The sequence below is a fragment of the Pseudomonas sp. Arb-4-2C genome, assembly GCF_055755015.1.
In genome coordinates this window covers 1,161,523-1,184,762 of the sequence record NZ_CM146899.1, presented here as the reverse complement: position 1 = coordinate 1,184,762, position 23,240 = coordinate 1,161,523, and the positions used below count along the sequence as shown (strand labels likewise).

Annotated in this window: 20 protein-coding genes; 9 read left to right on the top strand and 11 right to left on the bottom strand. The window is 59.9% G+C overall.

Annotated elements, in window-relative coordinates; all coding sequences use genetic code 11:
* Window positions 1–169: 169 nt before the first annotated feature.
* Both AC0J41_RS05380 and AC0J41_RS05375 read right to left on the bottom strand, forming a co-directional pair.
* The gene (locus AC0J41_RS05380) at window positions 170–769 is read right to left on the bottom strand and encodes an FMN-dependent NADH-azoreductase (RefSeq protein WP_473014779.1); all 600 of its coding nucleotides are present in this window, start codon (window positions 767–769) and stop codon (window positions 170–172) included.
* Between the two features lie 228 nt (window positions 770–997).
* Window positions 998–1,312 (bottom strand): hypothetical protein, encoded by a 315-nt coding sequence (locus tag AC0J41_RS05375; protein WP_025110608.1) that lies wholly within the window; start codon window positions 1,310–1,312, stop codon window positions 998–1,000.
* Between the two features lie 49 nt (window positions 1,313–1,361).
* On the opposite strand from AC0J41_RS05375, the gene AC0J41_RS05370 reads away from it, so the two are divergent.
* From AC0J41_RS05370 to aqpZ, 5 genes are all read left to right on the top strand, one after another.
* A complete protein-coding gene (locus AC0J41_RS05370; RefSeq protein ID WP_025110609.1) occupies window positions 1,362–2,285 on the top strand; it encodes a LysR family transcriptional regulator in 924 nt (307 codons plus the stop codon).
* 14 nt (window positions 2,286–2,299) lie between these two features.
* Window positions 2,300–3,103, top strand: a complete 804-nt coding sequence (locus AC0J41_RS05365; RefSeq protein WP_473014778.1) for an alpha/beta fold hydrolase — start codon at window positions 2,300–2,302, stop codon at window positions 3,101–3,103.
* Between the two features lie 3 nt (window positions 3,104–3,106).
* Window positions 3,107–3,670 carry a peptidylprolyl isomerase gene (locus AC0J41_RS05360; RefSeq protein ID WP_473014777.1) on the top strand — a complete coding sequence of 188 codons (564 nt, stop codon included), beginning with the start codon at window positions 3,107–3,109 and terminating at the stop codon, window positions 3,668–3,670.
* Window positions 3,671–3,758: 88 nt separating this feature from the next.
* Window positions 3,759–5,591 carry an ABC transporter ATP-binding protein gene (locus AC0J41_RS05355; RefSeq protein ID WP_025110612.1) on the top strand — a complete coding sequence of 611 codons (1,833 nt, stop codon included), beginning with the start codon at window positions 3,759–3,761 and terminating at the stop codon, window positions 5,589–5,591.
* Between the two features lie 310 nt (window positions 5,592–5,901).
* Entirely contained in the window at window positions 5,902–6,597 is a 696-nt protein-coding gene (aqpZ, locus tag AC0J41_RS05350) for an aquaporin Z (RefSeq protein WP_025110613.1), read from the top strand.
* A 113-nt stretch (window positions 6,598–6,710) separates the two neighbouring features.
* Here the strand turns inward: aqpZ and AC0J41_RS05345 are convergent, their stop codons facing one another.
* Window positions 6,711–7,835, bottom strand: coding sequence for a GNAT family N-acetyltransferase (locus AC0J41_RS05345; protein WP_025110614.1), 1,125 nt, complete (start codon window positions 7,833–7,835; stop codon window positions 6,711–6,713).
* A 279-nt stretch (window positions 7,836–8,114) separates the two neighbouring features.
* Between AC0J41_RS05345 and AC0J41_RS05340 the strand changes: the two genes are divergently transcribed.
* Complete coding sequence (locus AC0J41_RS05340) at window positions 8,115–9,446, top strand: putative porin (protein WP_025110615.1); 1,332 nt, start codon at window positions 8,115–8,117, stop codon at window positions 9,444–9,446.
* A 196-nt stretch (window positions 9,447–9,642) separates the two neighbouring features.
* Here AC0J41_RS05340 and AC0J41_RS05335 read toward each other — a convergent pair whose 3' ends face one another.
* The 5 genes from AC0J41_RS05335 to aceK form a co-directional block, all read right to left on the bottom strand.
* Window positions 9,643–9,879: an anti-sigma factor family protein gene (locus AC0J41_RS05335; protein WP_025110616.1), complete on the bottom strand. Its 237-nt coding sequence runs from the start codon at window positions 9,877–9,879 to the stop codon at window positions 9,643–9,645.
* On the bottom strand, window positions 9,873–10,487 hold the full coding sequence (locus AC0J41_RS05330; protein WP_025110617.1) for an RNA polymerase sigma factor: 615 nt from the start codon (window positions 10,485–10,487) through the stop codon (window positions 9,873–9,875). Before AC0J41_RS05330 ends, AC0J41_RS05335 begins: the two co-directional genes overlap by 7 nt.
* Window positions 10,488–10,606: 119 nt before the next feature.
* The gene (locus AC0J41_RS05325) at window positions 10,607–11,728 is read right to left on the bottom strand and encodes a beta-ketoacyl-ACP synthase III (protein WP_025110618.1); all 1,122 of its coding nucleotides are present in this window, start codon (window positions 11,726–11,728) and stop codon (window positions 10,607–10,609) included.
* A 248-nt stretch (window positions 11,729–11,976) separates the two neighbouring features.
* The gene (hrpA, locus tag AC0J41_RS05320; RefSeq protein WP_473014776.1) at window positions 11,977–15,903 is read right to left on the bottom strand and encodes an ATP-dependent RNA helicase HrpA; all 3,927 of its coding nucleotides are present in this window, start codon (window positions 15,901–15,903) and stop codon (window positions 11,977–11,979) included.
* A 135-nt stretch (window positions 15,904–16,038) separates the two neighbouring features.
* Entirely contained in the window at window positions 16,039–17,760 is a 1,722-nt protein-coding gene (aceK, locus tag AC0J41_RS05315) for a bifunctional isocitrate dehydrogenase kinase/phosphatase (RefSeq protein WP_025110620.1), read from the bottom strand.
* Between the two features lie 219 nt (window positions 17,761–17,979).
* Here aceK and AC0J41_RS05310 point away from each other — a divergent pair, with 219 nt between their 5' ends.
* Window positions 17,980–18,888, top strand: a complete 909-nt coding sequence (locus AC0J41_RS05310; RefSeq protein ID WP_025110621.1) for a DMT family transporter — start codon at window positions 17,980–17,982, stop codon at window positions 18,886–18,888.
* 147 nt (window positions 18,889–19,035) lie between these two features.
* Here AC0J41_RS05310 and AC0J41_RS05305 read toward each other — a convergent pair whose 3' ends face one another.
* A complete protein-coding gene (locus tag AC0J41_RS05305; protein WP_473014775.1) occupies window positions 19,036–19,902 on the bottom strand; it encodes a DMT family transporter in 867 nt (288 codons plus the stop codon).
* 557 nt (window positions 19,903–20,459) lie between these two features.
* Between AC0J41_RS05305 and AC0J41_RS05300 the strand changes: the two genes are divergently transcribed.
* Together AC0J41_RS05300 and AC0J41_RS05295 are read left to right on the top strand one after the other, a co-directional pair.
* Window positions 20,460–20,882 (top strand): hypothetical protein, encoded by a 423-nt coding sequence (locus AC0J41_RS05300; protein WP_473014774.1) that lies wholly within the window; start codon window positions 20,460–20,462, stop codon window positions 20,880–20,882.
* 35 nt (window positions 20,883–20,917) lie between these two features.
* Window positions 20,918–21,076, top strand: a complete 159-nt coding sequence (locus AC0J41_RS05295) for a hypothetical protein (protein WP_177327332.1) — start codon at window positions 20,918–20,920, stop codon at window positions 21,074–21,076.
* Window positions 21,077–21,134: 58 nt separating this feature from the next.
* Here AC0J41_RS05295 and AC0J41_RS05290 read toward each other — a convergent pair whose 3' ends face one another.
* Window positions 21,135–22,073 (bottom strand): aspartyl/asparaginyl beta-hydroxylase domain-containing protein, encoded by a 939-nt coding sequence (locus AC0J41_RS05290; RefSeq protein ID WP_025110624.1) that lies wholly within the window; start codon window positions 22,071–22,073, stop codon window positions 21,135–21,137.
* A 184-nt stretch (window positions 22,074–22,257) separates the two neighbouring features.
* Window positions 22,258–23,232 carry a cysteine synthase A gene (gene cysK / locus AC0J41_RS05285; protein WP_473014773.1) on the bottom strand — a complete coding sequence of 325 codons (975 nt, stop codon included), beginning with the start codon at window positions 23,230–23,232 and terminating at the stop codon, window positions 22,258–22,260.
* Between the last annotated feature and the right edge of the window lie 8 nt (window positions 23,233–23,240).

The following is a 23,240-nucleotide window of genomic DNA, read 5'->3' as shown; positions in this document are numbered from 1 at the left end:
CGTTGTGCAGATTATTGTGGGCAAAAAAAAGCCCGATCTCGCTAAAGCGTTCAATCGGGCTACAGCACTCAGGAGCAACAAGTGCAAAGGGAGGTTCGATGCGCGTAGAACCTTGAAGGGGTTGCGCCAGGTCACTAAAACAATCGGCGATTATCTGGCGATTAACCGATCAAGCGACTTGAGACAGTTTGGCGTTGGCCTGATTCAGGCCCTTCTCCTGGAAGTCGCCGCCCAGGTTCATGCCTTCGGCGTGAATGAAGGTCACGTCATGGATGCCGATGAAGCCCATGACCTGACGCAGGTACGGTTCCTGATGATCCGCCGGGCCGCCGGCGTAGATGCCGCCGCGAGCGGTGAGCACGTAGGCACGTTTGCCGCTGAGCAGGCCTTGCGGGCCGGTTTCGGTGTACTTGAAGGTCACGCCGGCACGCAGCACGTGGTCGAGCCAGGCCTTGAGGGTGCTCGGGATCGCGAAGTTGTACATCGGCGCAGCCATCACCAGCACGTCGGCGGCCAGCAACTCATCGGTCAACTCGTTGGAGCGGTCCAGCGATGATTGCTCGTTGGCGTTGCGCTGCTCGGCAGGCTTCATCCAGCCGCCCAGCAGGTTGGCGTCCAGGTGTGGCACCGGGTTCACGGCGAGGTCACGCACAGTGATCTGATCGTTGGGATGCGCCGCTTTCCACTGACCGATAAAGGTCTGGGTCAGTTGACGGGAAACCGAGTCTTGCTGGCGGGCGCTGCTTTCGATGATCAGAACGCGGGACATGGTGTGTAGTCTCCATCCGAGAATGTTGTAGGTCGATGGAGTGAAGGTTAAACAGGGTTGGATCGATGAAAAAGCGCAAATAATTGCTGCAAAGCATCGAATAATTCGTTTAGATGCGTCTAAGCCTTTGTGGGAGCGAGCCTGCTCGCGAAAGCGGTGCATCAGTCAGAGACTGTGTCGACTGACCCTACGCCTTCGCGAGCAGGCTCGCTCCCACAGGGATCGATATTATTTCGGGCTGCAGCTCAGTTCGATGCGCAGCCTGATGATCTCGCGTGAGAACTTGGCCGTGGCGTTTGTATGTTTGCCGGCCGGCACCTCGATGTTGCGTGTACGCGGTGCTTCCGGGCCATTGCTGAACACGGCTTTGCACAGCGCATCGACATCGCCGTAGTTGGCGACGCGGATCGAGCCAATGTCTTTATCGGTGTCGTAGGTTTCGTAGTCGATCTTCAGGCCATTGAGGCTCTTCTGCACATCGATCGGGTAAGCAAACGCAGTCAGCGGCAGCAACGCTAGCACCACACAACAGAATTTTTTCATTCGCCAGTCTCCATGAGGGACGGCCAGCTTAGGACAAGAGGAGCTATTGATGAAAGCGCCCCGCGTGACCCTTGATCAATGGCGAACATTGCAGGCCGTGGTCGACCATGGCGGATTCGCCCAGGCCGCCGAGGCACTGCACCGTTCGCAATCGTCGGTGAGTTACACCGTCGCCCGCATGCAGGATCAGCTCGGCGTGCCTTTGCTGCGCATCGACGGGCGTAAAGCGGTGCTTACCGAGGCCGGTGGCGTGCTGCTGCGCCGCTCACGGCAACTGGTGAAACAGGCCAGCCAACTGGAAGACCTCGCCCACCATATGGAGCAAGGCTGGGAGGCCGAGGTGCGACTGGTGGTCGATGCCGCTTACCCGAGCGCGCGCATCGTCAGGGCACTGACCGCGTTCATGCCGCAGAGTCGCGGCTGCCGCGTGCGCCTGCGCGAGGAGGTGTTGTCGGGTGTAGAAGAAGTGTTGCTTGAAGGCGTGGCCGATCTGGCCATTACCGGCCTGAGCATCCCCGGCTACCTCGGCGCGGAATTGAGCGACGTCGAGTTTGTCGCCGTCGCCCACCCGGATCACGCCCTGCATCGGCTCAACCGCGAGCTGAGCTTCCAGGATCTGGAAACCCAGATGCAGGTGGTGATCCGCGACTCCGGTCGCCAGCAACCGCGCGACGTCGGCTGGCTCGGCGCCGAACAGCGCTGGACCGTCGGCAGCCTCGCCACCGCCGCGACATTCGTCAGCAGTGGCCTGGGCTTTGCCTGGTTGCCACGGCACATGATCGAACGGGAATTGAAGGAAGGCACGCTCAAGCTGCTACCGTTGGATCAGGGCGGCAGCCGTAACCCGAGCTTCTACCTGTATTCGAACAAGGACAAACCACTGGGCCCGGCGACGCAAATCCTCATCGAACTGTTGCGCACCTTCGATACATTACCGCTGGACGCACCGTTCGCCGCCCCCGAACAAGCCTGACACGGAGTTCACCGATGGCCTATTTCGAGCACGAAGGTTGCAACCTGCACTACGAGGAATATGGCCACGGTACGCCGTTGCTGCTGGTTCACGGGCTCGGCTCGAGCACCCTGGACTGGGAAATGCAGATCCCGGCGCTGTCGGCGCACTACCGGGTGATCGTTCCGGACATACGCGGTCACGGTCGCTCGGACAAACCTCGCGAGCGCTACAGCATCGCCGGTTTCAGCGCCGATCTGCTGGCATTGATCGAACACCTGAACCTCGGTCCGGTGCACTACGTGGGGCTGTCGATGGGCGGGATGATCGGCTTTCAGTTCGCCGTCGATCAGCCGCAGAGGCTGAAAAGCCTGACCATCGTCAACAGCGCCCCCGAAGTCAAAATCCGCAGTCGCGACGATTATTGGCAGTGGTTCAAGCGCTGGAGCCTGATGCGCGTACTCAGCCTCGCGACCATTGGCAAAGCACTGGGCAGCAAACTGTTCCCGAAACCCGAGCAGGCCGATTTGCGGCAGAAAATGGCCGAGCGCTGGGCAAAAAACGACAAACGTGCTTATCTCGCCAGCTTCGATGCGATTGTTGGCTGGGGGGTTCAGGAACGACTTTCGCACGTGACCTGTCCAACGCTCATCGTCAGCGCCGACCGTGATTACACGCCGGTGGCGCTGAAAGAAACCTATGTAAAACTGCTGCCCGATGCGCGGCTGGTGGTGATCGCCGATTCGCGCCACGCCACCCCGCTCGATCAACCCGAACGCTTCAACCAAACGCTGCTGGAGTTTCTTGCCGCAGCCGATATTCAATCTCAGGATCACTGACCCATGCTGAAAAAACTTGCCCTCGCCGCCGGCACTGTGCTGTTTGCTGCCAACCTGATGGCTGCCACGCCTGCCAAAGCACCGCACGTGCTGCTGGACACCACCAACGGCCAGATCGAAATCGAACTGGATCCGGTCAAGGCGCCGATCAGTACCAAGAACTTTCTGGATTACGTCAACAGCGGTTTTTACACCAACACCATTTTCCACCGTGTGATCCCGGGCTTCATGGCTCAGGGCGGTGGTTTCACACCACAGATGCAGCAGAAAGAAACCAAGGCGCCGATCAAGAACGAAGCCAGCAATGGTCTGCATAACGTTCGCGGCACCTTGTCGATGGCCCGCACCTCCGATCCAAACTCGGCCACCAGCCAGTTCTTCATCAACGTGAAGGACAACGACTTCCTCGACCCGGGCCGTGACGCCGGTTACGCGGTGTTCGCCAAAGTGGTGAAAGGCATGGACGTGGTCGACATCATCGTCAACTCGCCAACCACTACCAGGCAAGGCATGCAAAACGTGCCTTCCGACCCTGTGATCATCAAGTCGGCCAAAGTCATCGACTAAGTTGTACAGGGCGTTTCGAGCGGCGTGAATTCAACCCCACGCCGCTCACACCGATAAAAGGAGAGCCCGGCTTCCGGGCGGTTATCTGATGCTCTATCGCCGTTTCGAACAACTGATCGACATATTCCGCGACGCCCCGACGGCGTCCCCGCCCGATCGTGTCTGGCCCTTCTACACCTATTACCTCAAGCAGGTCTGGCCGAGTTTTGCTGCCCTGCTGGTGGTCGGCCTGTTTGCCGCACTGATCGAAGTGGCACTGTTCAGTTACCTGAGTCGCATCATCGACCTGGCCCAAGGCACGCCCAACCCGAATTTCTTCAGCGACCACGCCCTCGAACTGACCTGGATGGTGGTGGTCGCGCTGGTGCTGCGGCCGATCTTCTTCGGCCTGCACGACCTGCTGGTGCATCAGACCCTGAGCCCGGGGATGACCAGCATGATCCGCTGGCAGAATCACAGCTATGTGCTCAAGCAGAGCCTGAACTTCTTCCAGAACGACTTCGCCGGGCGCATCGCCCAACGCATCATGCAGACCGGCAACTCGCTTCGTGACTCGGCGGTGCAGGCGGTGGATGCACTGTGGCACGTGCTGATCTACGCGATCAGCTCGCTGGTGCTGTTCGCCGAAGCCGACTGGCGCCTGATGATCCCGCTGCTGACGTGGATCGCCGCCTACATCGGCGCACTGTATTACTTCGTGCCACGGGTGAAAAATCGCTCGGTGGAAGCCTCCGACGCACGCTCCAAACTGATGGGGCGAATCGTCGACGGCTACACCAACATCGCCACCCTGAAGCTGTTCGCCCATACCAATTTCGAACAGCACTACGCCAAGGAAGCCATCGAAGAGCAGACGGTCAAGGCGCAGATGGCCGGTCGCGTGGTCACCAGCATGGACGTGGCGATCACCACCATGAACGGCCTGCTGATCGTCGGCACCACTGCGCTGGCGCTGTGGCTGTGGACGCAGTCGCTGATCACCGTCGGCGCAATCGCCCTGGCGACCGGCCTGGTGATTCGCATCGTCAACATGTCCGGCTGGATCATGTGGGTGGTTACCGGCATCTTCGAAAACATCGGCATGGTCCAGGATGGCCTGCAGACCATCTCGCAACCGGTCAGTGTGACCGATCGCGAGCAGGCCAAACCGCTGGCCGTGGCCCGTGGTGAAGTGCGTTTCGAGCACGTGGATTTTCACTACGGCAAGAAGAAAGGCATCATCGGCGACCTCAATCTGACCATCAAACCGGGTGAGAAAATCGGCCTGATCGGCCCGTCCGGTGCTGGCAAATCGACCCTGGTCAACCTGCTGCTGCGCCTGTACGACGTCGAAGGCGGACGGATTGTGATCGATGGGCAGAACATCGCCGAAGTCGGCCAGGAAAGCCTGCGCGCGCGGATCGGCATGATCACTCAGGATACGTCGTTGCTGCACCGCTCGATCCGCGACAACCTGCTCTACGGCAAACCCGATGCCACCGATGCCGAACTCTGGGACGCGGTGCACAAGGCCCGCGCCGATGAGTTCATTCCATTGCTGTCGGACGCTGAAGGCCGCACCGGTTTCGATGCGCACGTCGGCGAGCGCGGCGTGAAACTGTCCGGTGGCCAGCGCCAGCGCATTGCGATCGCGCGGGTACTGCTCAAGGACGCGCCGATCCTGATCATGGACGAAGCGACCTCGGCACTCGACTCGGAAGTCGAAGCGGCGATCCAGGAAAGCCTGGAAACCCTCATGCAGGGCAAGACCGTGATCGCCATCGCCCACCGCCTTTCGACCATCGCGCGCATGGACCGGCTGGTGGTACTGGAAAACGGCAAGATCGCCGAGAGCGGCACCCATGCCGAACTGCTGGCCCATCGCGGGCTGTATGCGCGATTGTGGGCACATCAGACCGGAGGGTTTGTCGGCATCGATTGATCATTGGGTCAATTCAATTGCAATGTGGGAGCGAGCCTGCTCGCGAAGGCGGAGTGTCAGATACCACCATTGTTGTCAGACATGCCGCTTTCGCGAGCAGGCTCGCTGCCACAGGGTTCGCAGTGATCCTGAACGCCTGAGAGCCGCCACAGCCCTCTCCCCACAGGCTCTGGCGGTTTTTTTGTGCCCGCTGGAAATCCGTCCAAAGCCTGCTGTACTCAGCCAAGGTTCCAGCAGGGAACCTGTCGTAAATTGGCAAGGAAGCACAAATCGATTCAGTCTCGATAGCACGCCTATCAAGGACACTCTCATGTCTCTGTTCAAACGTTCAGTTACTGAGTTGTTGGGTACGTTCTGGTTGGTTCTGGGTGGTTGTGGCAGTGCGGTGCTCGCCGCGTCTTCGCCTCTGGGCATCGGGGTGCTGGGAGTGGCCCTGGCATTTGGTCTGACCGTGTTGACCATGGCGTTCGCCATCGGCCACATCAGCGGCTGTCATCTGAACCCGGCCGTTTCCGTGGGTCTGGTGGTCGGCGGCCGGTTCCCGGCCAAAGAGCTGCCCGCCTACATCATCGCGCAAGTGCTGGGTGCGATTCTCGCAGCGGCGTTGCTCGCGCACATCGCCAGCGGCAAGGAGGGTTTCGACATCGCTGCGGGCCTGGCGTCCAACGGTTATGGCGAACACTCACCGGGCAAATACTCGATGGCCGCAGGTTTCGTCACCGAGCTGGTGATGACTGGCATGTTCGTGATCATCATCCTCGGCGCCACCGACAAACGCGCCCCGGCGGGACTCGCACCGATTGCCATCGGCCTGGGCCTGACGCTGATTCACCTGATCTCGATCCCGGTCACCAACACCTCGGTCAATCCGGCGCGCAGCACCGGGCCGGCGCTGATGGTGGGCGGCTGGGCGATCGCGCAGTTGTGGATGTTCTGGGTCGCGCCGCTGCTGGGCGCGGTGGTGGGTGGGACGATTTATCGCTGGCTGGGCAAAGACGAATCTTGAAGACGCCACAACTCCCCTTGTAGGAGTGAGCCTGCTCGCGATAGCGGTCTGTCGGTTAGCTCATCACTGGCAGACAGGCCGCTATCGCGAGCAGGCTCACTCCTACAGGGGATCTATGTTTGCCGGTAGGGCAAGGCTGTTCTGGCTTCCTCGGCGTAGGCCAATACGCCGGCGCGCTCCTGGTGTAGGAAGTCTTTGACCGCTGCCTTCAGGCCAGGATGGCGCAGGTAATGCCACGAGTGCGTGATCACCGGTTCAAAACCGCGAATCAGTTTGTGCTCACCTTGGGCACCCGCATCAAAGCGCTGATAACCCTGGGCAATCGCGTAATCCATGCCCTGATAGAAACAGGTCTCGAAATGCAGCCGGTCGAACTCGGCCAGGCAGCCCCAATAGCGACCGTAGAAGCTGTCGCCTCCCACCAGACTGAAGGCCATCGCCACTGGCCGTGAATCCTGTCTGGCCAGCACTACCCGAATCGACTCCGGCATCCGCTCGGCCAGCAGACTGAAAAACTCGCGCGTGAGGTACGGCGTCTGCCGACGCACCGCGTAAGTGTTGGCATAGCAGGCATAGACAAAATCCCATTGCGACTCGTCCAGCTCACGCCCCTCCAGCCATTCGAATTCGAAGCCCTGCCCCGCCACTTGCTCGCGCTCCTTGCGCATCTGCTTGCGCTTGCGCGAACTGAGCCGGTCGAGAAAGTCCTGGAAGTCCCGATAACCGCGATTCTGCCAGTGATACTGACAGCCGATGCGCTGCAGCCAGCCCGGCTGCTCGGCCATGGCGGCGTCAGTGAACGGGTCGGTGAAATTGATGTGCGCGCTGGAAAGTTCTTCGATCTCCAGATAACCCGGCAGGCTCTTGAGCAGTTCGAAACCATCCTCGACATTCACCGCCAACAGTCGCGGGCCACTGACCGGACTGAACGGTACCGCCGTCAGCAACTTGGGGTAGTAATCGATGCCGGCTCGGGCGCAGGCATCGGCCCAGCCGTGATCGAACACATACTCGCCGTAGGAATGCCACTTGCGATAGCTGGGCAGCGCCGCGATCAACTGCCCGTCTTCCAGGTGCAGCAAATGCTCAGGCTGCCAACCGGTATGGGGGCCGACGCTGCCACTGTCTTCCAGTGCACTCAGGAACGCATGCCGCAGAAACGGCTGGTTCTCGGGCACCAGCGCATCCCATGTCGTCGGGGCGATTTCTGACAGGTTTTGCAGACGTTGCAACGGCATCAACTGGCTCTCCACATCTTGGCGTCAAAGCCCCGCGAGTATCGCTGATCGGCAACCATAGCACACGCTCAATCGGCCGACAGCGCTCTGGCTCAATAGTTCACGCCGCCTTTGTATCGTCATCGACATGACATCACTTAGCCACTGCTCTGTCATAAACCATCGCGATACTCGCTCCTGTTTTTAGAGCGCCGGGTTCTACCCGGACACTGTTTTCCGACGTGCGCGTCGGTGTGCCCAGGATGGTTCAGCCATCCCCTCTCATCTTCGGAGATTGCTATGCGTCTTGCTTCCACGAAAACTGCGGCGGCCCTGTGCGGTGGCCTGTTGCTGGCCATGAGCGTTCCGGCCAGTGCTGCAGTCGACGCCAAACTGCTCGACATGCTCAAGGCCAACGGTTCCATTTCTCAGGCTCAGTACACTGAACTGCAAGCTGAACTGGCCAAGGATCAGAAGGCTCAGCAAATCGCGCAGCAGGCGCAGCAAGAGACCAACGAGCAAATCGCGGCAACCGCGAAGAAAACCAACGAGCTGAGTTCCTTCGACCAGAAACTCGCCTGGGCTGCCAAGACCCAGTTCAAGGGTGATGTGCGTTTCCGTCAGGAGACCGTCAAGAACGATGGCGTGCCGAACAGCAAGGACCAGGACCGTCAGCGCATTCGTGCCCGCCTGGGTGCCTACACCGAAATCAACCCGCAGGTGGACACCGGTATCCGTATCGCCACCGGCAGCAGCGACGATGCCCGCTCGACCAACCAGGACCTGAACAACTACTTCGACAAGAAACAGATCTGGCTCGACCAGGGTTACGTCGACTACCACCCTGACGCGATCAAGAACCTGCACCTGATCGCCGGTAAAATGAACCAGCCTTGGGTCAGCATGGGCGACATCATCTGGGACAGCGACATCAACCCGGAAGGTCTGGCCGTCACTTACAAGTACCCGCTGAGCGGCAGCACCGAGCTGTTCGGTAGCGCCGGTCATTACACCCTCAAGGACAACGTCGACGGCGAAGGCGTGCAGTTCAAGCACGACCTGCGTCTGTACGCCGGCCAGTTGGGCGGTCGCTTTGCACTGACCGACAGCCTCAAACTGACCCTGGGCGGCAGTATCTATTCCTACGACAACGACAAGGACAGCGCCTGCCCGACCACCGGCACCGTTACTGCGCCATGCGCCCTGGCGGTCAATGGCAACAGCCCGAACGAAACCTTCAAGTTGTATGAAGGTTTTGGTCAGCTGGACATCGCCAACCTGCCCGTTCCGCTGTCGATCTACGGTCAGTACGTCAACAACAAAGACGCCAGCAACGACCAGGACACTGGCTGGCTGGCCGGCGTCAAGACCAAGGTTTATGGCTTCGGGATCGACTACAACTACCGCGACGTGCAGCGTAACGCGGTGGTCGGTGCCTTCACCGACTCCGACTTCGCCAACGGCTACACCGGTTCGCGCGGCAGCAAGTTGAAAGTCAGCTACGAGCTGGACAAGAACTTCACTCTGGGCGCGACCTACTTCATGGCCAACTCGGACTACACCAACGCCAGCCTGAAAAAGACCGACTCCGACATCAACACGCTGCAACTGGATGCCGAAGCGAAGTTCTAAAAAGCGTCACCTTATAGCCTGATGCGGGCGGGACGATCCCCATCATCCGTTCGTTTCGTCCGCGCCGGGCTATTGCGCGACCCTGTGGCGAGGGAGCTTGCTCCCGCTGGAGTGCACAGCAGTCCTCTGCTTCTAAGTAAAGCGAGGGTTGCTGAGCGTCCCAGCGGGAGCAAGCGCCCTCGCCACACATCATTTTTCAGGAACGGTCCTTGCGCCGTTGCTCGGCCAGACTTTCGGCCAGCGCATCCACACCCTCTTCAGGTTTCTGCGGCATCGCTTTCAGCGTGGCCTGCATCAAACGCATCTGGCGAATGAATCGCCGACAGTTGGGGCAGAACATCAGGTGATGACGCACCATCAGTTTCTCGCGAAAGCTCAGTTGGCCATCGAGATAATCGCTGGAGCGCGCCACTTGCTCTTTACAGGTCAGCATTCGCCGGTCTCCTCAAAATGCTCCACCGTGGCGAAGACTTTCAGCCGCGCACGATGCAGCAGCACACGGACATTGGAGAGCGAGATCTCCAGAAGATTACAGATCTCTTCCAGCTCCAGCCCCTGACGCTCGCGCAGCAGCAACACGCTGCTTTGCAGTTCCGACAGGCTGAGCAAGGTGTGTTCCAGGCAGTCGCGCAATTCGCTTTCGGTGAGCAAGGCTTCCGGCGTGTCCTGATGCCAGGCGAACGGCGCCACCAGCCAATGGCCGTCACCGGGGGAAAAGCGATCGTCATCGATGGTGCCGTGCGGCGAAGGCAGGTCATCCATCAATACTTCGCGGCGGTTCTGCTTGTAGCGGCTCTTGGCCGAGTTGGCGGTGATGGTCAGCAGCCAGGTCTTGAGGCTGGAGCGGCCCTCGAAGCCACCGATATGGCGCACCACCGACAACCAGGCGTCCTGCACCACTTCTTCGACATGACGCTGGCCGACGATGGCATACGCCACGGCGCGCATGGCGCTCTGGTAAGTGCTGACCAGTTCCTTGAAGGCTTTTTGCTCACCGGCCAACAGGCGCTCGAGCAGTTGGGTGTCGTCCGTTGCGGCCATTCACACCTCGTTTTCAGATGGTCGAAAGCAAAAGATCGCAGCCTGCGGCAGCGCCTACAACGGCGGATCAATACCGTCAGTGCAGGAGCTGCCGCAGGCTGCGATCTTTTATGGCGAACTCAGCGCTTGCGCAGAATCACGCTGCCGATCGAGTAACCGGCGCCGAACGAGCTCAGCACGGCCAGCGAACCGGCGGCCAGGTCATCCTGATGCTTGTGGAAGGCAATCACGGAACCGGCGGAGCTGGTGTTGGCGTAGGTGTCGAGAATCACCGGCGCCTCTTCTTCAGTGGCTTCGCGGCCCAGCAGCTTGCGCACGATCAGATGATTCATGCTCAGGTTGGCCTGGTGCAGCCAGAAACGCTTGACGTCACCGACGTTGAGCTGGTTTTCCTGCAGATGCTCGCCGATCAATTCCGCGACCATCGGGCAAACATCCTTGAACACCTTGCGACCTTCCTGCACGAACAGTTTGTCGCGGGCACCGATGCCCTCTTCCGCCGCACGATTGAGGAAGCCGAAGTTGTTGCGGATGTTGTTGGAGAACTTGGTCAGCAGTTTGGTACTGACCACGTCGAACTGGTACCTGGACGTCGCCAGGTCGGCACGCTCGATGATCACGGCAGTCGCGGCGTCACCGAAGATGAAGTGGCTGTCGCGGTCGCGGAAGTTCAGGTGACCGGTGCAGACTTCCGGATTGACCATCAGGATCGCCCGGGCCTGGCCCAGTTGCACGCTGTTGGCCGCAGCCTGAATGCCGAAGGTCGCCGAGGAGCACGCCACGTTCATGTCGAAACCGAAACCCTGAATGCCCAGCGCTTCCTGGACTTCAATGGCGATGGCCGGATAGGCGCGCTGCAGGTTGGAGCAGGCAACGATCACGCCGTCGATGTCGGCGGCGGTCTTGCCGGCACGTTGCAGCGCCTGTTCGGCGGCGCCGATAGCCATCTGGCAGAGTACCGACCATTCGTCGTTGGAACGCTCCGGCAGGCGCGGAGCCATGCGTTGCGGGTCGAGAATGCCGTCCTTGTCCATGACAAAGCGGCTCTTGATGCCCGAGGCCTTTTCGATGAACGCGGCGCTGGATTCGGTCAGCGCCTGGATTTCACCGCTGGCGATGGCTTCGGCGTTGTCGGCGTTGAACTGCGCGACATAGGTATTGAAAGACTGCACCAGCTCTTCGTTGGAGATGCTGTTGGCCGGGGTGTACAGGCCGGTGCCGCTGATGACGACGTTATGCATGGTCGTTTCTCTAATCTGTTCAGGCAGAAAGCGCTGGCACCGACGTACCAACACACAATGGGTCTATTCCCGTCCGAGGACGCTGACCTGGCATCTTTATATTGCCGTTTGTGACCTCGCTGAAGGCTCTGGGTCGCGAAAACGGCATTTATGGTCGCGAAGTTTGCCATAAACCCAAGGTTTTGGCGCCATTCTCAAGCACCACCCAATTTCCCTGTAGGAGTGAGCCTGCTCGCGATTGCGGTGTGTCAGGTCTCGACCTGACTCCACTGCTTGCTCAGCCGCTTGTCCGAGATCGGCGCTTTCGTCCCCAACTGCTGGGCGAACAGCGAAACCCGGTACTCCTCCAGCCACCAGCGGTACAACTCAAGCTGCGGATCGCGCTTGCCTTCCTGAGCATGCTTGGCGGCGCGGGTTTGGTATTGACTCCAGAGACCGGCCAGTTCGCCGCTCCAGACGCGATCCTTCTGCACCTGCGCGCCCAGTTTCTCGAAACGCTGCTCGACGGCCTTCAGATAACGCGGCAACTCCTTGAGCCATTGCATCGGCGTTTCCCGGACAAAACCCGGGTAGACCAGATGGCTGAGTTGCAGCTTGATATCGTTGAGGGCCACGGCCTGAGCCAGGTCGATCTTGCCCTTGAAGCGCTTTTGCAGACCGTGCCACAGCTTGAGAATCTCCAGCGTCAGCCGCGCCACGCGCTCGGCGTGCTCGGTCCAACTGCCGCGCTTGCGTTCGGCCAGTGCGGCGAGACCCACACCGTCACGCGGCAATGGGTCTTCGCCTTCCAGAATGCAGCTGTCGAGGCTGGCCAGCAGAATGTCTTCGACCAGCGCATCGACCCGCCCCAGCTCGCGGTACAGCAAGCCCAGCTCGGTAACGCCCGGCAACTTGCCGCGCAGGAACTTCGCCGGCTCGGCCAGTTGCTGCATCAGCAGACGCTGCAAGGCACGGCGATGCTGGAACTCGGCTTCTGCCGGGGTCGAGAAACGCCCTTCCTTGACCGTACCGCCCTCTTCCACCAGCGCCGGATACACCGTCATCGACAGCCCGGCGATCTTCTGTTGAGTCTTCTCCGCCACCGGGGCGAAGACCTTGGCCTCCACCGGTTGCTGACTTTTCGCACTTTGCGGTACGGCCAACGCGGCCTGGCTGGCCTCGGCGAAACGTGCGGTCAGCTCGGCCAGATCCCGGCCTTCGCCGAGGAACTTGCCCTGACCGTCGACGATTTCCAGGTTCATCCGCAAATGACTTTCGACCTGCTGCGCGGCTTCCGCCCACGCCTCATCGCTGACCCGCGCACCGGTCATGCGCAGCAGCTCGCGACCGAGCGCCTGCGGCAAAGAACCTTCGGCGAAAGTCATGCGCTGTAACGCCGCTTTGATGAAGTCCGGCACCGGCACAAAGTTCTTGCGCAAGGCCTTCGGCAGGTTGCGCACCAGGGCAATGCACTTGGCCTCGATCAGCCCCGGCACCAGCCACTCCAGACGTTCAGGCGGTAGCATCGGCAACAGCGGCGCCGGTACGCGCAGGGTCACGCCGTCGCGCGGGTGATTGGGCTCGAAGTGGTAACTGAGGGCCAGTTCCAGATCACCGATGTGCAGCGTGTCCGGATAGTCGCGTGCGGTGACTTCACTGGCCTCGCGGGCCAGCACGTCTTCCTCGCGCATGATCAGCAGTTGCGGGTCTTTCTGGCTGTTGACCCGATACCAACTGTCGAAGGTTGCGGTCTGGTGAATCTCCGCCGGCAAGCGCGCATCGTAGAACGCGTAGAGGGTTTCTTCGTCCGCAAGAATGTCACGACGACGAGCCTTGGCTTCCAGTTCGTCGAGCTGTTCAAGCAACTGTTTGTTGGCCGTCAGGCACTTGGCTTTTGACTGAATTTCGCCCCGCACCAAGCCTTCGCGGATAAACAGCTCGCGCGAGACCACCGGATCCACCGGGCCGTAATGCACCGGGCGGCGGCCGACCACGATCAGCCCGAACAGAGTGATCTGCTCGTACGCCACGACCTGGCCGCGCTTCTTCTCCCAGTGTGGCTCGAAGTGGTTCTTCTTGATCAGGTGCCCGGCCAGCGGCTCGATCCAGTCGGGGTCGATCTTGGCGACCATGCGCGCGTAGAGCTTGGTGGTTTCCACCAGTTCGGCGGTCATCAGCCATTGCGGACGCTTCTTGCCGATGCCCGACGAGGGATGAATCCAGAAGCGCCGCTGACGGGCGCCGAGGTAATCACCGTCCTCGGTTTTCTGGCCGATCTGGCTGAGCAGGCCGACCAGCACCGCTTTGTGCAGTTTCGGGTAATCCGCCGGTTCTTTGTTGAGGCTCAGCTGCATGTCGCGGCAGATCAGGCTCAACTGGCGATGGGAATCACGCCACTCGCGCAGGCGCAGGTAGTTCAGGAAATTCTTCCGGCACCAGTTGCGCAGCGGGCTGGCGGTCAGCGCCTGACGCTGCTCTTCAAAGCCACGCCACAGATTGACCAGCCCGGCGAAGTCCGAATCAGTGTCCTTCCATTGCGCGTGGGCCTGATCCGCAGCTTGCTGACGCTCCGGCGGACGCTCGCGCGGGTCTTGAATCGACATCGCACTGGCGACGATCAGCACTTCCTGCAGGCTGCCGAGCCTGGCCGCTTCGAGCAACATGCGCCCCATGCGCGGATCCACCGGCAGGCGCGCCAACTGGCGACCCAGCGGGGTCAGCTGACTGTTGCGGTCCACCGCCGAGAGTTCTTGCAGCAGGTTGAAACCATCGCTGATCGCTTTGCCGTCCGGCGGTTCGATGAACGGGAAAGCAGTGATCTCGCCGAGGCGCAGGTGCAGCATCTGCAAAATGACGGCGGCAAGGTTGGTGCGCAGAATCTCCGGATCGGTAAATTCCGGACGGCCGAGGAAATCCTCCTCGCTGTACAACCGCACGCAAATACCCGGTTCAACCCGGCCGCAGCGACCTTTACGCTGGTTGGCGCTGGCCTGGGAAATCGCCTCGATCGGCAGACGCTGCACCTTGGCGCGGTAGCTGTAGCGACTGATGCGCGCGGTGCCGCTGTCGATCACGTAACGGATGCCCGGCACGGTCAGCGAGGTCTCGGCGACGTTGGTCGCCAGCACCACACGACGCCCCGGGTGTGACTGGAAAATCCGCTGCTGCTCGGCCGGCGACAGGCGCGCGTACAGCGGCAGGATTTCGGTGTGTTTGAGCTGGGCCTTGCGCAGCATGTCGGCGGCATCGCGAATTTCGCGCTCGCCCGGCAGGAACACCAGCACATCGCCAGGGCTGCGGCGTTCGCTGCGCTCGTACGCGGCGATTTCGTCGAGGGTGGCCAGAATCGCCTGATCCACGGTCAGGTCGTCCTCGACACGGTTGCCCTCTTCGTCCTGCTCCAGGGTCAGCGGGCGATACCAGGTGTCCACCGGGAAGGTGCGGCCGGAGACCTCGACAATCGGCGCGCCGCAAAGGCCGTCCCCATCGAAATGCCTGGAAAAGCGCTCCAGGTCGATGGTCGCCGAAGTGATGATGACTTTCAGGTCCGGACGACGCGGCAGCAGGGTTTTCAGGTAACCGAGCAGAAAGTCGATGTTCAGGCTGCGTTCGTGGGCTTCGTCGACGATGATCGTGTCGTAGCGTTCGAGGTAGCGGTCGTTTTGGGTTTCCGCCAGCAGAATGCCGTCGGTCATCAGCTTGATCAGGGTGTTGGAGTCGCTCTGATCTTCGAAACGTACCTGATAGCCGACCAGCGAACCCAGCGGTGTACCAAGCTCTTCGGCAACCCGACTGGCGACGCTGCGTGCAGCGATTCGACGCGGCTGGGTGTGACCGATCAGACCGTGCTGACCGCGACCGATTTCCAGACAGATTTTCGGCAACTGAGTGGTTTTGCCCGAGCCGGTTTCGCCGGCGATGATCAGTACCTGATGCTTCTCCAGCGCAGCCTTGATTTCATCGCGCTTGGCGGCAATCGGCAGGCTGTCGTCGTAACGAATCACCGGCAGGCTGGCCTTGCGGGCCAGCACCTGATCACAGGACGCCTGCATGCGCGCCACCCACTGGGCCAGTTTGGCCTCGTCGGGTTTCTTGCGCAGCTCAAGCAACTGCCGCCGCAGCCGGTGACGGTCGGCGAGCATGGCGTGATCAAGGTTTTTCAGCAGTTTGTCGATGGAGGGCGATTCGTCGGTCATCGGGTACGCAATTCGGTCGTCTGTTTATGCAGGGGGCCGATTGTCGCAGAAAAGCAGCTACAAGCGGCAAGCTACAAGCGGCAAGTTAAATCAGTTTCCGGCTTGAGGCTTGTAGCGTGCCGCTCGTCGCTGCTGTTATTCGTTGTCCAGGCCCTTGCGCCGATACGGGAACACATCGATGACCTTCCCCGCACGAATCGCCTCTTGCAGACTCTTCCAGTAATCGGCGTTATACAACTCACCATGTAACTGATCGAACAGCTTGCGTTGCGCCGAATCAGCAAACAAAAACGGTGGAAACTCCTCGGGAAACACATCCAGTGGCCCGATCGAGTACCACGGCTCCGAGGCCATTTCGTCCTCCGGCGTACGCGGCGCGGGGATGTGGCGAAAGTTGGCTTCGGTCAGGAAACAGATCTCGTCGTAGTCATAGAACACCACGCGCCCGTGCCGAGTGACGCCGAAATTCTTCAGCAGCATGTCGCCGGGAAAGATGTTCGCTGCCGCCAGTTGCTTGATCGCCAGGCCGTAATCCTCCAACGCCTCACGCACCTGCGCCTCGTTGGCGTTTTCCAGATAAAGGTTGAGCGGGGTCATCCGCCGTTCGGTCCAGCAGTGGCGGATCAGCACCGTATCGCCTTCGACCGAGACCGTCGACGGCGCGACCTCAAGCAGTTCTTCAAGGCACGCCGGATCGAACTTGCTCAGCGGAAAACGGAAGTCGGCGAACTCCTGGGTATCGGCCATGCGCCCGACCCGATCGACGCTTTTCACCAATCGGTACTTTTCGATGACCGTTGCCCGGTCGACGTTTTTCGACGGCGAGAAGCGGTCCTTGATGATCTTGAACACGGTATTGAAGCCCGGCAGGGTAAACACGCTCATGACCATGCCGCGCACGCCGGGGGCCATGATGAACTGATCATCAGTGTTGGCCAGATGATTGATCAGCGCGCGGTAGAACTCGGATTTGCCGTGTTTGTAGAAACCGATCGAGGTGTACAGCTCGGCGATGTGCTTGCCCGGCAGGATGCGCCGCAGAAATCCGATGAATTCCGCCGGCACCGGCACATCGACCATGAAATACGAGCGTGTGAAGGAAAAGATGATCGACACATCGGCTTCGTCGGTGATCAACGCATCAATCTGGATCCCGCGGCCCTCACGGTGCAGCAGTGGAATCACCAGCGGCCATTGTTCGTCGCGGGTGTAGATGCGCCCGACCAGATAGGCGCCTTTGTTGCGGTACAGCACCGAGGAAAACAGCTCGACGGCCAGCTCCGGGTCCTTGCACACCCAATCCGGCAGGTTCTCGCGCAACTGCGCTTCGAGGCGCTGCAGATCGCCCGGCAAGTCGGCGTAATCCTCGCTGAAGCGATAGTCGGCAAAGATGCTCGCGAGCATCGATGACAACTGGCCCTGCGGCTTGTAGGTACGGGTTTGCGCGGCCCGGGCGCGGCGCAGGCTCGGGCGGGTGGTGTGGATGAACATGCAGCCGTCGCTGATCAGATCATGACTGAACAGCCCGCAGAAGATCGAGTTGTACCAGGTCTCGGACAGTTCATCATCAAAGCGCAGGTCGATCACGCTGATGTAGGCGCTTTTCACCAGCGGCCAGCAACTGACATTCATCAGCGTCTCATCGTCGAAGTGCTCGCGCAGGCGGGCAATGGTTTCACCGACCTTTTCCTCGTAAAGGTTGATCCGCGCAGCCGACGCGGTCTGCGTCTCCTGCCAGCGCGCCTGCTCGAAGCGTTCGCGCGCACCGTCGGTGATCCGCCGGAAATGCTCGCGGTAATCGTCAAAGCCATCGAGGATCATGCGGGCGATGTCGGTGGCTGGCCATTGCTGCGGCATAGGTTGAGACCTCGGCGTACAAGTGGAAATCTGTGCCTGAGCTTAGCCACGGAACCGTGTGCAGGTGAAGTGCAATTTCTGCCAAAAGCCAAGCACTGGCGTCCATCGCCGGATTTTTCCGTGGGTAAAACCGCGTGCGTAATTAAATGCCCGATTAGCGGTTGCCATTGCCTGAGCGCTCGGCAACACTCTCGTCCCGATCAAGGAAGGAGTGCCATCGTGAGCGCTGTCGATATTTTCCGCATGCTGTCGCTGGCAGCCATCTGGGGCGCAAGCTTCCTGTTCATGCGCATCATTGCGCCGGTGATCGGCACGATTCCGACCGCATTCTTTCGGGTGTCGATTGCTGCCGTGGGCTTGCTAGTGATTCTCGGCCTGATGCGCATCAGCTGGGATTTCAAGGGCAAACTGAAAACCGTGATGTTGCTGGGCGTGATCAACTCGGGGATTCCGGCAACGCTGTATTCGGTGGCGGCGCAAGTGTTGCCGGCCGGTTACTCGGCGATCTTCAATGCCACCACGCCATTGATGGGCGTGTTGATTGGCGGGCTGTTTTTCAGTGAAAAGCTCACTGTCGCCAAACTGGCGGGGGTGTTTCTCGGCTTGTTCGGTGTCGGTGTGCTGACGCGTGCTGGGCCGGTGGCCTTCGACATGCAATTGCTGATGGGCGCCCTCGCCTGCCTGCTTGCCACCACTTGTTATGGTTTCGCCGGATTTCTCACGCGGCGCTGGCTGGATCATAGCGGTGGGCTCGACAGTCGCCTCTCGGCCGTGGGCAGCATGCTCGGCGCCTCGCTGTTCCTATTGCCGCTGTTCGGCTACAGCGTGATCACCGCACCACCGACAAGCTGGGGCGGATGGAATGTCTGGCTGTCGCTGCTGGGCCTGGGCCTGGGTTGCACGGCGTTCGCCTACATCATTTATTTCCGCCTGCTCAGCTCCATCGGCCCGGTCAAATCGATGACCGTGACCTTCATGATCCCGGCGTTCGGCGTGTTGTGGGGGGCGTTGTTGCTGGATGAACCGTTGTCGATGGCTCACCTGTATGGCGGGGTGTTGATTGCGCTGGCGTTGTGGCTGGTGCTCAAGCCTGCGGTGGTGAAGCCCTCTGCAGCGACAGCCCGATGATTTTGCGGCGTTGATCAGTCCGTCTTCGCGAGCAAGCCCGCTCTCACAGAGTGATGCGCCATTTTCAAATTGACGCTGACCCTGTGGGAGCGGGCTTGCTCGCGAAGAGGCCGGACCAGACACTGAAAATGCCTGGCCCACTTGCGTTTATCCAGCAGATTTACGGAACACAAACGCCAGACCGACAATGATCAGCAGCATCCCCAGCACACTCAACGCCGCCAGGCGATTGCCGAAAATCAGATAGTCCATCACTGCCGTCACCGCCGGCACCAGATAGAACAGACTGGTGACATTCACCAGATTGCCCCGGGCGATCAGGCGATACAGCAACAGTGTCGCCAGCACCGACACCACCAGCCCCATCCACAACACCGGCACGATGAAACCTGCGCCGTGTTCAAAGTGGAACGGCTGAAACGGCACGAAAATCCCGCACAACAGCAGTCCGGCCAGGTACTGCACCGGCAGCGTGCCGAGGGGATTTTCAGTGATGCGTTTCTGCATGATCGAGCCCAGGGTCATGCTCGCCAGCGCCAGCAAGCCAAACAGCATGCCCTGCCAGGACATGCCCGCCAGACCGATCCCCTGGTAAACCACCATGATCAGACCGGCCAGGCCCAACGCCAGACCGAACATTCGGCTCGCCGAACGCTGGCGCTCCATCAGCACCACCGTGAGGATCGGTTGCACGCCCATGATGGTCGCCATCACGCCAGGCGTGATTCGGGTGTTGAGCGCCAGCAGATAGAAAATCTGGTAAGCCCCCAACAGCACTACCCCGGTGGCGATCGCATACAGCATCGGCCTGCCGCCCTTGGGCAACTTCAATTTGAGCAGAGGCGCCAACAGCAGCAGCCCGCACAGGGCGATTACAAAGCGAATCAGCAAAAAGGCAAAGGGCGAAGCGTGGGCCAGGCCCCATTTGGAGAAAATCGCCCCGCTGCTCCACAGCAGAACGAACAGGCTCGTGGACGTCGCCGCGAGCGCGGACTTTTTCGAAAGGACAAACATGAATACCACCTGTAGTCAGGCAAAAAGCCAACTCAGCCAAAGCTGAAATTCAGTAGGTTTTTTCTGGCGGGCGCAGGGGTCGGCAGAGAACGCCGATCAGCCCGAAACGCCAACGCCCGGCGGTGATACGACTGCGCACACCGGCGTGCTACTGACAGGTGGAGGGTAATGACTGATCTGCCCAGGCTGCTGATTCCCGCACGGCACGACGCCAGCGTTGACCGCTGAATCGACTACCGCGTTGATGAGGGATGCAGGCATTGGCACTGATCTTTTTTGAGGGGGTTGGGATGTGAATCCTCTGATTCACCAGCGCCGACTATAACCAGCGCCGGACATGGATTGCAACGGTTTGGCCAAAGGGCCAGCAGGGACAGCTCGATAGCAGGCGCATAGGCTGATGAGCAACGGCTACGCCCATTGATGGGGAGACAGGGAATGCTCGAGATCACATGCCAAGGGAACGGAGTTATCTGCGCTATCAACTGTACAGGTCGCAGGCCAGGAAACAGGCAAGCATCGCCAAAGCTCTATTACAGCTACCAGCGGGACAAGACTTGTCGGAAGTACGCTTCGAACCCATCGATGTCATAGCACTGAACGCGTTTGAACTTTGGGAGAATCCACTTTTTTGCTGGCAAGAGGTTGCCGCATGGAAGTCACGAGAACCCCTGTCCCTGGATATCGCGATCTGGTTTGAAGAACAGCTGTGCGGACTGTGTTTCGTCAATCCGAACAAAAGCCGCCAACGTATTCGAATCGTACGATTGGAGGGGCGGCCCGGAGATTCTCACCCGCTAAAGAATCGTATCGGGACCCTGGCGATGATGGTCATCGATGAGTTCGCCCAAATAATTGGCAGCAACTTCATTGAAGTCCAGGAGCCAATGCAGGGAGCAATTCCTGTTTATACAAAGCTTGGCTTCAAATTTGATTTGGAAGGTCGTCTTGTCCTCGCAGTGGAGAGTAACGTATCGTGAAAACAGTTCAAGTAATGAACAATGAGGGAGGGAGCATGCGCAAATCAGTCAAGAAATCCCCCACCAAGAAAAGATCAATCAAAACGGAAGACAAAATTGTCTCCTCCGAGCTATCAGCCAATCAGCGGCGCTTTCTGCAGCTGCTGATTACAGGTATTGAAGACGAACCCAACGTTCTCGCTGGACGCCGTTGACTCACAGACAATAAAAAACCGCTCATACGAGCGGTTTTTTCAGTTATAGCGTCCAGCCTCAACCAAACAGCCAATACCCCAACAGCGTCAGCACCACCACTGCCAGAATCGGGCGCAGGATGCGGTAGGCCTTCGGATTACGGCGTTTCCATTGCTTGACCACGCCGCTGAACTTGTCGCTGAAGTTCTTGCTCCAGGCATAAGCCTGGTTAATCCCGCCGACGCGTTCATCATCAAGATTCTGCGGAGCGGTGGCACGACCCAGCCAGGCGCTGATGGCGCGGTTGATGCGGGTCATCAGGCGATTGCTCAGCGGGCGTTCGACGTCGCAGAACAGGATGACGCGGGTCTGTTCGGTTTCGTTCTTGACCCAGTGCACGTAAGTCTCGTCGAACATCACGTCTTCACCGTCACGCCAGGCGTAGACCTGACCGTCCACGAAGATCCGGCAATCGTCGGAGTTCGGCGTCGACAGGCCCAGGTGATAACGCAGGGAGCCGGCAAACGGATCACGGTGCGGGTTCAAGTGGCTGCCACCCGGCAACAGCGCAAACATCGCGCCTTTGACGTTGGGAATCGCACTGACCAGCGCCACGGTTTTCGGGCACAGGGTTTCGGCCGACGGCAGCGGTTTGTCGTACCACTTGAGGTAGAAACGCTTCCAGCCCTTCTTGAAGAACGAGCCGAAACCGGCGTCATTGTTCTTCTCGGCGGCGCGGATGTAGCCCTCGTCGAACAGGTGCATGGCCTCGTCGCGAATGGTTTCCCAGTTGTCGCGCAGCACATCCAGTTCCGGAAACTTGCTGCGATCCAGATACGGTTTGGACGGCACGCCGGAGAACAGGTACATCAGGGCGTTGTACGGAGCGAACAGCGCCGAGTGGTTGACGAACTGACGCAGGACCGGCAAACGCGCCTTGCCGCGCAAATGCACATAGAGGATGCTGCCCACAAACAGCAGCAACACCAACACCTTGGCGGCTAACGAAAAGGTCATCAACGACTCCTTGAATAAAGACAACGCTGCGCAAGGCCCATTACTCGGCATGGCAGCCGGCCATGATAAACACTACCGGCCTCGGGCAAAACCCGCCCAACCCAAGATTCAGTGTTAGGAATTGCGCAACAAAGCATTTATTAGCATAACGATCCTGAACTCCGGCTGATCTGAATCAATTCGCTTACTGCTGATTCTCCTGTTCAGTGAACAGATCGCTGAACAGCATGCTCGACAGATAACGCTCCCCGGAGTCCGGCAGAATTACCACGATGGTCTTGCCCTGCATTTCCGGAGTCTCTGCCAGTCGTACCGCTACAGCCATCGCCGCGCCGCAGGAAATACCGCACAAGATCCCTTCTTCCTGCATCAGGCGCAGCGCCATGGTCTTGGACTCGTCATCGGTGACCTGCTCTACCCGATCGACCATCGACAGATCGAGGTTCTTCGGCACGAAACCGGCGCCAATCCCCTGAATCTTGTGCGGGCTCGGCTTGATCTCCTCGCCTGCCAGTGCCTGGCTGATCACCGGCGATGACACGGGTTCCACCGCCACCGACAGAATCGGCTTGCCCTGGGTATTCTTGATATACCGCGAAACGCCGGTGATGGTTCCACCGGTTCCGACGCCAGCTACCAGTACATCCACCGCACCATCGGTGTCGTTCCAGATTTCCGGACCGGTGGTCTTTTCGTGAATCGCCGGGTTGGCCGGGTTATCGAACTGCGATGGCATGAAGTATTTGCCGGTATCGCTGGCAACGATTTCGGCGGCCTTCTCGATCGCGCCTTTCATGCCCTTGGCCGGTTCAGTCAGGACCAGCTCTGCGCCCAGCGCCTTGAGCACCTTGCGCCGTTCGATACTCATCGAGGCCGGCATGGTCAACATCAATTTGTAGCCTCGGGCCGCCGCAACAAAGGCCAGGCCGATACCGGTATTGCCGGAGGTCGGCTCGACGATGGTCATGCCTGGCTTGAGTTTGCCGCTGCTTTCGGCGTCCCAGATCATGTTCGCGCCGATCCGGCACTTGACCGAGTAACCGGGGTTGCGCCCCTCGATCTTGGCCAGGATAGTCACGCCACGCGGCGCGATGCGGTTGATCTGCACCAGCGGCGTGTTGCCGATGGAATGGGCGTTGTCAGCGAAAATACGGCTCATGGCTGGGT